The sequence below is a fragment of the Bradyrhizobium sp. BLXBL-03 genome, assembly GCF_051853015.1.
GTDB classification, from domain to species: domain Bacteria; phylum Pseudomonadota; class Alphaproteobacteria; order Rhizobiales; family Xanthobacteraceae; genus Bradyrhizobium; species Bradyrhizobium manausense.
The window spans coordinates 3,387,732-3,399,750 of record NZ_CP182470.1; the positions used below are offsets into that span (position 1 = coordinate 3,387,732).

Below are 12,019 nucleotides of genomic sequence, written 5' to 3' on the forward strand. Positions count from 1 at the left end.
CCGGGGCGCTCGAACAGCCGAGCCCGCGATCTCCAGGTTCCCCGGTGCGCAATCGCGCACCTGAGGTGTGGTGCTCACCCACCATCCCGGAACGACGGCCCGTCAACAGGCCAGTTAAGGTAAACAAAGGGTTTAAATTGCCGCCGCAGTCCGGTGCGAGTTAGCTCCCGGCAAAGCCTTACCTCGAAGGCGAGTAGACGAAGCGGGAAGCGGCATGTTCAAAAATTGGCGGATCGGCTCGGTCAACGGCGCGCTGCTGGCGGCTTATTTCATCCCGGCCTGGACGATGGTCGCCTTCAACATCATGGTCGCGCCGGTGCATGGTCTCTACGAGCGGCCGAGCGTCGCGGTGGCGCTGTTCCTCAGCGACCAACTGCAGATGTCCGGCCTGAGCACGGTGCGCGCCGCCTGGCTGCTGGCGCTGGGACGGCTGACCGTGGTGGCGTTCTTTGCGATCTATCTTGCGCTTCTGGTCATTCCGCGCACCCGCAGGAGCGGGGCCAGCGACGAGGCGCTCGGCATTGCGCTCGCAATCGGCAGCCTGATCTCGTTCGCAAGCATGGTCATGGCCTCCAAGGTCGGCGAGATGGCCGCCCTTCGGTTGCACGCCACGGAGCTGCTGCTGCTGCTTGGCGCCGCGATCGTGCTGCTGATCGAGCGGCCGGACGGAGCGCCGAAGACGGTTGCCGTTCCGGATACCGCGGCGCTAGCCTTTGATAAGGCCGAGCTCCTGCACAATCGCTGAGGCTTCCTTGACGGCGTGGTTCGCCGCCGGGACGCCGCAATAGATCGCCTGCTGCAGCAGGATTTCCTTGATGTCGTCGGGGGTGAAGCCGCCCTCGGCCAGCGCCGCGCGCACGTGCAGGCGGAATTCATCCCATTGTCCGAGCGCGACCATGGTGCCGATCACAAGCACGCGCCGCGTCCGCTCGTCGAAATGCGGCCGGGTCCAGATCTCGCCCCAGGCATAGCGCGTGATCATGTCCTGGAAATCGGTGTTGAAGGCGTTGCGGTTCGCGATCGATTTGTCGACCCAGGCATTGCCCAGCACCTTGCGGCGTACGGTCATGCCGGCATCGCGGCGCTTCTGGTCGTCCATGCTGTCCTCCTCTCCGTCATTGTGAGCGTAGCGAAGCAATCCAGTCTGTCACCGCGGAGGAATTTCTGGATTGCTTCGCTGCGCTCGCAATGACGGTTGTTGCTAACGCTGCGTCAAGAATCCTACCACCGCGTCGGTGAACGCGTGCGGCTGCTCGACATTGGAAATGTGGGCGGCGTCGATGATGGTCATGCTGGCGCCTGGAATACTCGAGCGGATCAGCTCGCCCGCGGAGATCGGAGTGGCCTGATCGTGGCGGCCGGCGATCACCAGCGTCGGGCTCTTGATCTTGGGCAGCAGCGCGCGCTGGTCGAGCGTCGACAGCGCCTCGCAGCAGGCCAGATACCCTTCGACGGGGGTCGCAAGCAGCATCGCCTTCATCCTGGCGGTGATCTCGGGCTCGCGCTCGCGGAAATCCTGCGTCAGCCAGCCCGCGATCACGCCATCGGCGACCGCCGCGATGCCGCCCTTCTTCACGGCGTCGATGCGCTCCAGCCATCTGGTCGGCTCGGCATAGTAGCAGGAGGTGTTGGCGAGGATGATCTTGCCGAATCTTTCCGGCGCGTTGGCGCCGAGCCATTGCCCGACCATGCCGCCCATCGACAGGCCGCACCAATGTACCTTCTCGATGTTGAGGTCGTCGAGGATCGCGAGCACGTCGCGGCCGAAGCGCTCCATCGTATAGGGGGCGGGCGGGACGTTGGACTTGCCATGACCGCGGCGGTCGTAGCGGATGACGCGGAACACCTGCGTCAGCGCCTTCATCTGCGGCTCCCACATCTGCAGCGTGCAGCCGAGCGAGTTGGAGAGCATCAGGGTCGGCCCGCCGTCACGGCCCTCGACAGAGACGTTGATCAGGCAACCGTCGGCATCGATCATCGGCATTGCATGTTCCTTGTCATGCGCGGGCTTGAGCCGCGCATCCATCTAGAAGGTGAATCTATCCTGGATGATGGATTGCCGGGTCAAGCCTGGCAATGACATCAGGAGAGATCCAACGAAGCGAGCAGGCGATCGATCAGGGCCTGTGACGCACCTTGATAGGCCATCGGCTCGAACAATGCCGCAATTTTTTCCGGCATCAGATGCGCGGTGACCTGCGAATCGGTGGAGAGGATGTCGCGCAGGTGTTTCTTCTCGGCGACCGCGCGCTTGCTCGCGGCCTCGATCAGATGATGCGCATCGCTCTTGCCGATCTTGTCGGCGAGCGCAAAGGTGACGGCTTCCGCCATGATCAGCCCGTGCGTCGTATCGAGATTGCTGCGCATGCGCGCGGCATCGACCTCGAGGCCTTCGGCGATGTCGACGATCGCGGCGAGCGCGCCCGAGGTGACCAGCATCAATTGCGGCAGTGTCGGCCATTCCGCATGCCAGGGCCCGGCGCTGCGCTCGTGGTCCTGCACTTGCGCGGCCAGAATCGTAGCGGTGAGCTGCGGGGCCATGGTCGCGCAGCCGAGCGCGCTTGCGGCCGCGACCGGGTTGCGCTTGTGCGGCATGGTCGAGGAGCCGCCGCGGCCTTCGCCGGCGGGCTCGAAGGCTTCGCCGACATCGGTCTGCATCATCAGCGAGACGTCGCGCGCGATCTTGCCGCAGCTTCCGGCGAGGATCGCGAAGGTTGATGCAGCTTCGGCGATGCGGTCGCGATGGGTGTGCCAGGGCGCCTCGGGCAGCGGCAGGCTGAGCTCCTGCGCCAATCGTTCGGCGACTGCGAGGCCGTTGTCGCCGAGGGCTGCGAGCGTGCCGGCGGCGCCGCCGAATTGCAGGGCGAGACCCTCGCGGCGGAGCCGCCGCAGACGGCAGCGGGCACGGGCGAGGCTCGAGGCATATTCAGCGGCCTTCAATCCGAACGGCATCGGCAGGGCGTGCTGGAGCCAGGTCCGCGCCACCATCGCGGTGTTGCGATGGGCGCGCGCGAGTGCGGCGAAGCCCTTGATGGCGCGGCTGAGGTCGGCATCCAGCGCATCGATGGCGGCGCGCAAGCCCAGCATGGTCGCGGTGTCGATGACGTCCTGGCTGGTCGCGCCCCAATGCACGTAGCGCGCGGCCTCCACGTCAGCCTTGCCGACATTGGCGGTCAGCATCTTGACCAGCGGGATCGCGAGATTGCCCGACCGGGTCGCAGCCATGGCCAGCGCGGTCATGTCGAAGGCATCGGCCTTGCAGGCCGTTTCGATCGGGCCCACTGCGGATGCGGGAATCACACCGGTGGCGGCCTCGGCCCGGGCCAGGGCTGCCTCGAAATCGAGCATGTTCTGCAGCGTGGTCCGGTCGTCGCAGACGGCGCGCATGGCTGCGCTCGACAGCATCGGCGCAAGCAGGGGGGAGAGGGCTGTGCTCATGTTGCGCAAGTCCGGTAAAGAGACCTAATCATCATGATCAGGCTCTGCCAATCCCTGACGATCGGCACAAGACTTTTTGCAGGTGCGAATATGCATTCCACGTGACCATGGGTGACCCTTTTCTTTGCGGTCTCCCTGCGTTACTTGAGCATCCCACCTTTTGCGACCCCGGAGGCGCCCCATGGCCATGACAATGAACGGCGAAGTCCAGCTTGCGGCGCCGCGCGAGGCCGTATGGGAGAAGCTCAACGATCCCGCGGTGCTGAAGGCCTGCATCCCCGGCTGCGAGGAGCTGGAGAAGACCGAGGACGGCGGCTACCGTGCAACGGCAAAAATGAAGGTCGGTCCGGTCTCGGCGCGCTTCAAGGGCAAGGTGATGCTCTCCGATCTCGACCCGCCGAACGGCTACAAGATCTCGGGCGAGGGCGAGGGCGGGGTGGCCGGCTTTGCCAAGGGCGGCGCCGCAGTGAAGCTCGCGGAGAAGGATGGCGGCACGCTGCTCTCCTATGACGTCGAGGCGCAGATCGGCGGCAAGTTGGCGCAGCTCGGGCAGCGCCTGATCAACGGCACCGCCAAGAAGCTGGCCGACGAGTTTTTCGCGAATTTCGCCAAGGCGGTACAGGGCTGATCGCCCTCGCTTTCCGTCATGGCACCTTGCGCTTGGGGCAATGTTGCCCCCGGCCATAATGGCCCATATGATGGGTTGGAATAATTATAAGAAAGAACCGCTTCGACGGGACCCGTCGGGGCGCTGACAGAGAGTGCTTATGGCAAAAATCTCCCTCATCGTGAACGGCAATCCTGTTACCGGCAATGTCGACCCGCGGACGCTCCTCGTGCAGTTCCTGCGCGAGAATCTGCGCCTGACCGGCACCCATGTCGGCTGCGACACCTCGCAGTGCGGCGCCTGCGTCGTGCATCTCGACGGCAAGGCCGTGAAGTCCTGCACGACGCTCGCCGTGATGGCCGACGGCCACGAGGTCAAGACGATCGAGGGATTGGCCGCCGACGGCGCGCCGCTGCATCCGATGCAGGAAGCCTTCCGCGAGCACCATGGCCTGCAATGCGGCTTCTGTACGCCCGGCATGATCATGACCGCGATCGACATCGTCCATCGCAAGGGCCACGAGCTCGACGACCATACCATCAGGGAAGAGCTGGAAGGCAATCTCTGCCGCTGCACCGGCTACCAGAATATCGTCGCCTCGATCGCCGCCGGCGCGAAGGCGATGGCGAAATCCGATCTCGCGTAACCGCGCGCCCTCCGCGATCAGGACACCCCCAGGATACCCCCATGTACGAATTCAAATACCACCGCCCCGGCACCGTCCGGCAGGCCGCCAATCTCCTGGTGAAGAACGAGGACGCCAAGCTGATCGCCGGCGGTCACACGCTGATTCCGGTCATGAAGCAGCGGCTCGCAAGCCCGCCGCATCTGGTCGACCTCTCCCATATCGAGGGGCTGAACACGATCGAGATGAAGGGCCGTTCGCTGGTGATCGGCGCCACCGCCAGGCATGCCGAGGTCGCGACGTCGGCTGTCGTCGGTGAAGCCATTCCGGCGCTCGCCAATCTCGCCGGCCAGATCGGCGATCCCGCGGTGCGCCACAAGGGCACGATCGGCGGCTCGCTCGCCAACAACGATCCGACGGCGGACTATCCGGCCGCGGTGCTCGCGCTCGGCGCCACCATCGTCACCAACAAGCGCCGCCTCAAGGCCGAGGAGTTTTTCCAGGGCCTGTTCTCGACCGCGCTGGAAGCCGACGAGATCATCACCAAGGTGATGTTCCCGCTGCCGAAGAAGGCCGCCTATATCAAGTTCCGCAACCAGGCCTCGCGCTACGCGCTGGTCGGCGTGTTCGTGGCGCGGCGTCCGTCTGACGTGCGCGTCGCCGTCACCGGTGCTGGTTCGGACGGCGTGTTCCGCGTCGATGCGTTCGAGGAAGCACTGAAAAAGCGGTTCTCGTCCAAGGTGCTTGAAGGCATCGACGTGCCGGCGGAAGGGCTCAACAGCGACATCCACGGCAGCGCCGAATACCGCGCGCATCTGATCGGCGTGCTGACACGGCGAGCCGTCGACGCGGCCAATGCCAAGGAGTGAGTGGACCTCACGCCTTGGCGCGATACTTGCCCGTTAGCGAGGGCGTAACGAGACTGGCACTTTCATGACTTCAGCGACCCTGCCGGCATCGGTCGATGCGATGCTCGAACTCTTGACCTCGCGCGGCTATCTGGCCGAGCGGTCGCTGGCGACGGTGACGTATCTGTCGCTGCGCATGGGCCGGCCGCTGTTCCTGGAAGGCGAGGCCGGCGTCGGCAAGACCGAGATCGCAAAAGTGCTCTCGGCGGCGCTGGGGCGGAAGCTGATCCGCCTGCAGTGCTACGAGGGCCTCGACGTCTCCTCCGCAGTCTATGAGTGGAACAGCGCCGCGCAGATGATCGCGATCCGGATGGCGGAAGCCGCCGGCGACACCGATCGCGAGCAGCTGTCGAGCGACATCTTCGCCGACCGCTACATGATCAAGCGGCCGCTGCTGCAGGCGCTGGAGCCTGACGTTGCCGGACCGCCGGTGCTGCTGATCGACGAGCTCGACCGCGCCGATGAGGCGTTCGAGGCCTATCTCCTGGAAATCCTCAGCGACTTCCAGGTGACGATCCCCGAATTCGGCACCGTGAAGGCGCCGCATCCGCCGATCGTCATCATCACCTCCAATCGCACCCGCGAAATTCACGATGCGCTGAAGCGGCGCTGTCTCTATCACTGGGTCGACTATCCCGCCGCGGAGCGCGAGCTTGCGATCGTCAAGACGCGCGTGCCCGGTATCTCGGTCAAGCTCTCGCAGCAGGTCGTCCGCTTCGTGCAGGCGCTGCGCAACCAGGATTTCTACAAGTCGCCCGGTGTCGCCGAGACCATCGACTGGGCCACCGCCTTGTCCGAGCTCGATGCCCGCTCGCTGACCCCGCAAGTGGTCGGCGACACGCTGGGCGCGCTGCTCAAATACCAGGACGACATCACGCGGATGCAGGGCGACACCCTGCAGAAGGTGCTGAAGGAAGCGACGAGCGAGAATTAGTCGTCGTCGTTCCGGGGCGATGCGAAGCATCGAACCCGGAACCTCGAGATTCCGGGTTCGCTCGTTTCACTCGCGCCCCGGAATGACGAGAAGATGAGTACCAGCATGGCCATCAACCATCTTGCCCCGGAGCAGACCGAGCAGTTCGCCGACAACATCGTCGGCTTTGCGCGCGCGCTGCGCGCGGCCGGAATGCCGGTCGGCCCCGGCGCGGTGATCGATGCCATGAGCGCGCTGCAGGTGATCGACATCGGCAACCGCGCCGACGTCTTCACCACGCTGGAGGCGATCTTCGTCAAGCGCCATGAGCATGCGCTGATCTTCAAGCAGGCTTTCAACCTGTTTTTCCGCGCCTCGGAAGAGTGGAAGCACCTGCTCGATTCGGTGCCGCTGCCGGAGCAGGCCAAGAAGAAGCCCCAGGCCGGCTCGCGCCGCGTCCAGGAGGCGATGTCGCAGCCGCACATGACCGAGACGCCGCAGCACCAGGAGCAGGATCTGCGCCTGTCGGTCTCCGACAAGGAGATCCTTCAGAAGAAGGATTTTGCGCAAATGAGTGCGGCCGAGATCGCAGAGGCGCTCCGCGCCATCGAAATGATGCACCTGCCGCAGGCGGAGCTTTTGACGCGCCGCTATCTGCCCGATCCGCGTGGCCTGCGGCTCGACATGCGCCGAACGCTGCGGGCGTCGTTGCGCACCGGCGGCGATATCATCGACATCCATCGCCTCGGGCGGATCGAGAAACCGGCCCCGATCGTGGCCCTGCTCGACATCTCCGGCTCGATGAGCGAGTACACCCGCCTGTTCCTGCATTTCCTGCATGCCATCGGCGATGCGCGCAAGCGCGTCTCGGTGTTCCTGTTCGGCACCCGCCTGACCAATGTGACCCGCGCGCTGCGCCAGCGCGATCCCGACGAGGCGCTGGCGAGCTGCTCGGCGGCAGTCGAGGACTGGGCCGGCGGAACGAGGATCTCGGCCTCGCTGCATAACTTCAACAAATTATGGGCACGGCGGGTGCTGAGCCAGGGCGCGATCGTCCTGCTGATCTCCGACGGGCTGGAGCGGGAGGCCGACTCCAGGCTGGCCTTCGAGATGGACCGGCTGCACCGCTCCTGCCGGCGGCTGATCTGGCTCAACCCGCTGCTTCGGTTCGGGGGCTTCGAGGCCAAGGCCCAGGGAATTAAAATGATGCTCCCGCACGTTGACGAATTCCGCCCGGTACATAATTTGAGCTCGATCCAGGAGCTGATCACGACGCTCTCCCGGCCGCTGCCGCCGCATCACCGCAGCCTGATCCGTTCCGCAGCTTGAGAGGCTAGCCATGCTCGATCGCGACGAGGACATCCTGAAGGCGGCGGAGGACTGGCAGAAGGCCGGGCGCGGCGTCGCGCTGGCCACCGTTGTCGAAACCTGGGGTTCGGCCCCGCGCCCGGCGGGCTCGAGCCTTGTCATCAATGACGAGGGCACGTTCCTGGGCTCCGTCTCCGGCGGCTGCGTCGAGGGCGCCGTGGTCACCGAGGCCATGGATGTGATCGAGAGCGGCAAGCCGAAGATGCTGGAGTTCGGCGTCGCCGACGAGACCGCCTGGAATGTCGGTCTGTCCTGCGGCGGCACCATCCGCGTCTTCGTCGAGAAGGTCGGCTGACCGTGAAGCTCTCAATTCTGCACGAACTCAATGCCGAGCGCGCCGCGCGCCGGCCGGTGATTTTGGTGACCGACACCGAGAGCGGCGAGCAGCGCTTGGTGAAGGCGGCAGACTTCGCCAAGGACCCGCTGCGTACTGAATTGGACAAGCAGCTTCGCATGGGCAAGAGCGCCAATGTCGAGGCCGGCGGTAAAAAACTGTTCCTCAACGTCTACGCGCCGACTGCGAAGCTCGTCATCATTGGCGCGGTCCATATCAGCCAGGCGCTGGCGCCGCTGGCGCGCTCGCTCGGTTATGACGTCACCGTTGTCGATCCGCGCACGGCCTTTGCCAGCCCCGAGCGCTTCCCCGACATTCCGCTGGTCGCCGAATGGCCCGAGACCGCGCTGCCGCCGCTCAATGTCGATGCCTACACCGCCTTCGTCGCAGTGACGCACGATCCCAAGATCGACGACCCCGCGCTGCTGCATGCGTTTGAGCGCAACTGCTTCTATATCGGCGCGCTGGGCTCGCGAAAGACGCATGCCAAGCGCGCTGACCGGCTGCGGGCGCAGGGCGCCAAGGAAAGCGACATCGCGCGCATCCACGCGCCCATTGGCCTTGCGATCGGCGCGGTCTCGCCCTCCGAGATCGCGGTGGCGATCATGGCCGAGATCACGGCGGTGCTGCGGCTGCCGCCCAAGGAAAAAGAAGAAGCGGCATGAAGTTCGGCCCCGCGAGCCCCAGGGATGCGATCGGCGGGGTGACCGTCCACACCCTGCGCCAGGGACCGCTGGTGCTGAAGAAAGGCACGACGATCGGGCCTGCCGAGGTCGAGCAGCTGGAGCGCGCCGGCATCAAGGACATCGTGGTGGTGCGCATGGAGGAAGGCGACGTTTCCGAGGACGTCGCGGCCGCCAGCATCGCGCTTGCCATCGGCGGCGAGGGCATCCATGTCGAGCGCGCCTTTACCGGCCGCGCCAATTTGTTCGCCGCGCGGCCGGGCGTGCTGGTCATCGACCGCGCCGCGGTCGACCGCATCAACAATGTCGACGAGGCCATCACCTTTGCCACGCTCGCCGCCTACAAGCCGGTGGTCGAAGGCGAGATGGTCGGCACGGTGAAGATCATCCCGTTCGGTGTCGAAGGCGGCTTGCGCGATGCCGCGGTGAAGGCGGCCGGCAAGGACGTGCTGAAAATCGCGCCCTATGTCATCAAGCGTGTCGGCGTGGTCTCGACGCTGCTGCCGGGCTTGTCGTCCAAGGTGGTCGACAAGACCTTGCGCGTCACCGCCGAGCGCCTAGCGCCGGCCGGTGCCAGCATCGTCGCCGAACGGCGGGTTCCGCACGATGAGCGCGCGCTGTCGGCGGCGATCAAGGAATTGCTCGCGCTTGGCGCCGAGCTCGTGATCGTGTTTGGTGCTTCCGCAATTGCCGACCGCCGCGATGTGATTCCGGCTGCCGTCACCGGAATCGGCGGCGAGATCGAACATTTCGGCATGCCGGTCGATCCCGGCAATCTGCTGCTGATCGCGCGCGCCGGCAGCGTGCCGGTGCTGGGCGCGCCGGGCTGCGCGCGCTCGCCGGTGGAGAACGGATTCGACTGGGTGCTGATGCGTCTGCTCGCCGGCATCAAGGTGACACGCTCCGAGCTGATGGGCATGGGAGTCGGCGGCCTGCTGATGGAGATCGTGACGCGGCCGCAGCCGCGCGCAAAGCCCGAGATCGAGGGCAACAGCCAGGTCGCGGCCATCGTGCTCGCGGCCGGCCGCTCCACCCGCATGGGCGGGCCGAACAAGCTGCTCGCCGAGCTCGACGGCAAGAAGCTGGTGCGGATCGCCACCGAACAGGCGCTGGCCTCCAAAGCATCCGAGGTGATCGTCGTCACCGGACATCAGACCGAGCTGGTCGAGCAGGCGCTGCAAGGCCTAAACGTAAGGTTCGTCAAGAACCCTGATTTCGCCGGCGGCATCGCGAGCTCCGTGAAAGCAGGCATTGCGGCCGTGCCCGACGCCAGCGACGGCGCCGTAATTTGCCTCGGCGACATGCCGCTGATCGATGCCGGCCTGATCGATCGCCTGATCGACAGCTTTGCGCCTGATCGTGGCAATCTGATCGTCGTGCCCGTCAGCGAAGGCCGCCGCGGCAATCCCGTGCTGTGGTCGCGTCGCTTCTTCAAGGAATTGATGACGCTCGACGGCGACGTCGGCGCGCGGCATTTGATCGCAAAACACACCGAGGCGGTCGCCGAAGTGCCCGTCGACGGCGAGCGTGCCTTCCTCGACATCGACACGCCGCAGGCTCTGGAAGCGGCAAGGCGCGGTTGAAGGTGCTGTAACTTCGTAGAGCCTGTGAGTCATTTCCGCATTCGATATTAAAGAGTGGGTAGCGCCCGCGCTGATGTCGGGGGCCGTCGATGTCGAACCGCCGGGGGATGGCTGTGCTGTCTATGCTTTTGCCAGTTGGTGTCCTTGCAGGATGTTGTTGGTGAGGGCGTACCAGAGCACGACGGCACGGACCTTCTCGATGCCGCGCACGGTCAATTGCCTGAGGTCCCAGTTCCGCCACCGGGCATGGATGCATTCGCAGATCGTGCGGGCTTTGTACTGTGCCTTGCCGGCTTCGCTGGCCATGCGAGCCCGCCAGGCCGCGACGCCAGGACCGTCGCTGCTCCGAGGTAAAAAGGGATCGACACCGCTCCTGGAGTTGGGCGGAGGACAGTAGACCTCGACGCCTTCACCGTGCGCCCATTCGATGTCCTCGCCGCTGCAGAACCCGCCATCGGCGAGGTAGCGACGTGGCAAGCGCTTCAGCCGAGTGCGCGTTCGCTCCAGCATCGGCCGCATCAAGCCGCGATCTGATCCGTTGTTGTCGATGTCGACCGTGACCACGATCAGTTCGCCGGCCGCGCTGGCCACCTGCACATTGTAGGCGGGGCGGAAGCCGGCATCTGCCATCTTCATCACCCTTGCCTGGGGGTCGGTGGTGGAGGCCCGGGGCTCCTTCGGCTTTTTGCCATTGCCGCCTTTTTCGTCGAGTTGCTTGCGCTTCCGCTTGATCTCGTCCAAAGCCCTCTGCGCAGCCTGCACCCGCTCACTGCGTTCGCGTGCCGCGCGCTCTCTGGCCGCCCTGATACGCCGGTTGCTGGCTTCCGGATCCGCATCGACCTCGCGCTTGAGCTCTTCCACCACAGCCTTCGCTTGGGCCATCTGCCGGTCGAGCGTTGCCTCCCGCCGGAACGAGCCGGCCCCCGCATTCGCCCGTATCCGCACCCCGTCCTGGGTCAGCTTCTCCAGATCAATCAGCCCTGCCTCATTCAGAGCCACCAGATGTTCGACCAGCAAACGGTCCAGCAGGTCCGCGCAGCCGACCCGGAAATCCGACAGTGTGTGATAGTTCAAAGACACGCCGCCGCAGAGCCAGCGGTAGACGTCGTGACTGTCGCAGAGCCGATCCAACGCCCGCGCGCTGCCAACGCCATCGCTCGTGGCGTACAGCCAAAGCGCCAGCAGCAGCCGGGGTGATGGCGCCGGATGGCCCGGCCTGTTTTCCCGTGCCTTAACCCGATCTTCCAGCTCGCTCAGCTCGAGCCCCTCGACATAAGCCCAGATCACCCGGGCCAGATGATCCTGCCCGATCAGGCTGTCGATATCGACCGCCCGCAATTCGACCTGATTGCGCACGGGCTCGCGCAGCCGAGGTGCACCCCGCGGCACCGCTTCGGTTCGTGGCGCCGACTGATCCGGCAATTCGCCAAAAAGTCCCTCGTCAGCCATCATCCTCTCCAGCAGATCAGTCTGCCTAGAGAATCACATTCGCCCGACAGGCGGTACAAAAGATTCACAGTCTCGTAGGGTGGGTTAGACAGCGGCTGCGCGAAGCGCGGT

The 12,019-nt window shown here is 65.3% G+C and carries 13 protein-coding genes; 9 read left to right on the plus strand and 4 right to left on the minus strand.

Annotation, left to right across the window (positions count from 1 at the left end):
* The first annotated feature begins 214 nt into the window (after nucleotides 1-214).
* Nucleotides 215-745, plus strand: coding sequence for a hypothetical protein (locus ACNJX9_RS16070; protein ID WP_057748882.1), 531 nt, complete (start codon nucleotides 215-217; stop codon nucleotides 743-745).
* On the opposite strand, the gene ACNJX9_RS16075 is transcribed toward ACNJX9_RS16070, so the two are convergent.
* From ACNJX9_RS16075 to ACNJX9_RS16085, 3 genes are all read right to left on the minus strand, one after another.
* Nucleotides 707-1,099 carry a carboxymuconolactone decarboxylase family protein gene (locus tag ACNJX9_RS16075; RefSeq protein ID WP_057748880.1) on the minus strand — a complete coding sequence of 131 codons (393 nt, stop codon included), beginning with the start codon at nucleotides 1,097-1,099 and terminating at the stop codon, nucleotides 707-709. The two genes, ACNJX9_RS16070 and ACNJX9_RS16075, sit on opposite strands and share 39 nt — an antisense overlap.
* 102 nt (nucleotides 1,100-1,201) lie before the next feature.
* Complete coding sequence (gene pcaD, locus ACNJX9_RS16080) at nucleotides 1,202-1,984, minus strand: 3-oxoadipate enol-lactonase (RefSeq protein ID WP_057748963.1); 783 nt, start codon at nucleotides 1,982-1,984, stop codon at nucleotides 1,202-1,204.
* 98 nt (nucleotides 1,985-2,082) lie between these two features.
* The gene (locus ACNJX9_RS16085) at nucleotides 2,083-3,438 is read right to left on the minus strand and encodes a 3-carboxy-cis,cis-muconate cycloisomerase (RefSeq protein WP_439409507.1); all 1,356 of its coding nucleotides are present in this window, start codon (nucleotides 3,436-3,438) and stop codon (nucleotides 2,083-2,085) included.
* Nucleotides 3,439-3,619: 181 nt separating this feature from the next.
* Here ACNJX9_RS16085 and ACNJX9_RS16090 point away from each other — a divergent pair, with 181 nt between their 5' ends.
* From ACNJX9_RS16090 to ACNJX9_RS16125, 8 genes are all read left to right on the plus strand, one after another.
* Nucleotides 3,620-4,066, plus strand: coding sequence for an SRPBCC family protein (locus ACNJX9_RS16090; protein WP_439409508.1), 447 nt, complete (start codon nucleotides 3,620-3,622; stop codon nucleotides 4,064-4,066).
* Nucleotides 4,067-4,205: 139 nt separating this feature from the next.
* The gene (locus tag ACNJX9_RS16095) at nucleotides 4,206-4,691 is read left to right on the plus strand and encodes a (2Fe-2S)-binding protein (protein ID WP_057748873.1); all 486 of its coding nucleotides are present in this window, start codon (nucleotides 4,206-4,208) and stop codon (nucleotides 4,689-4,691) included.
* 41 nt (nucleotides 4,692-4,732) lie between these two features.
* Nucleotides 4,733-5,539, plus strand: coding sequence for an FAD binding domain-containing protein (locus ACNJX9_RS16100; RefSeq protein ID WP_057748871.1), 807 nt, complete (start codon nucleotides 4,733-4,735; stop codon nucleotides 5,537-5,539).
* Nucleotides 5,540-5,603: 64 nt separating this feature from the next.
* Complete coding sequence (locus tag ACNJX9_RS16105; protein ID WP_057748868.1) at nucleotides 5,604-6,512, plus strand: AAA family ATPase; 909 nt, start codon at nucleotides 5,604-5,606, stop codon at nucleotides 6,510-6,512.
* Between the two features lie 105 nt (nucleotides 6,513-6,617).
* On the plus strand, nucleotides 6,618-7,820 hold the full coding sequence (locus ACNJX9_RS16110) for a vWA domain-containing protein (RefSeq protein ID WP_083514304.1): 1,203 nt from the start codon (nucleotides 6,618-6,620) through the stop codon (nucleotides 7,818-7,820).
* A 10-nt stretch (nucleotides 7,821-7,830) separates the two neighbouring features.
* Nucleotides 7,831-8,154: an XdhC family protein gene (locus ACNJX9_RS16115; RefSeq protein ID WP_008564652.1), complete on the plus strand. Its 324-nt coding sequence runs from the start codon at nucleotides 7,831-7,833 to the stop codon at nucleotides 8,152-8,154.
* A 2-nt stretch (nucleotides 8,155-8,156) separates the two neighbouring features.
* Entirely contained in the window at nucleotides 8,157-8,858 is a 702-nt protein-coding gene (locus ACNJX9_RS16120; protein ID WP_057748862.1) for an XdhC family protein, read from the plus strand.
* Entirely contained in the window at nucleotides 8,855-10,459 is a 1,605-nt protein-coding gene (locus ACNJX9_RS16125; protein ID WP_439409509.1) for an NTP transferase domain-containing protein, read from the plus strand. Before ACNJX9_RS16120 ends, ACNJX9_RS16125 begins: the two co-directional genes overlap by 4 nt.
* Nucleotides 10,460-10,579: 120 nt before the next feature.
* Here ACNJX9_RS16125 and ACNJX9_RS16130 read toward each other — a convergent pair whose 3' ends face one another.
* Nucleotides 10,580-11,911 (minus strand): IS1182 family transposase, encoded by a 1,332-nt coding sequence (locus ACNJX9_RS16130; protein WP_439407697.1) that lies wholly within the window; start codon nucleotides 11,909-11,911, stop codon nucleotides 10,580-10,582.
* Between the last annotated feature and the right edge of the window lie 108 nt (nucleotides 11,912-12,019).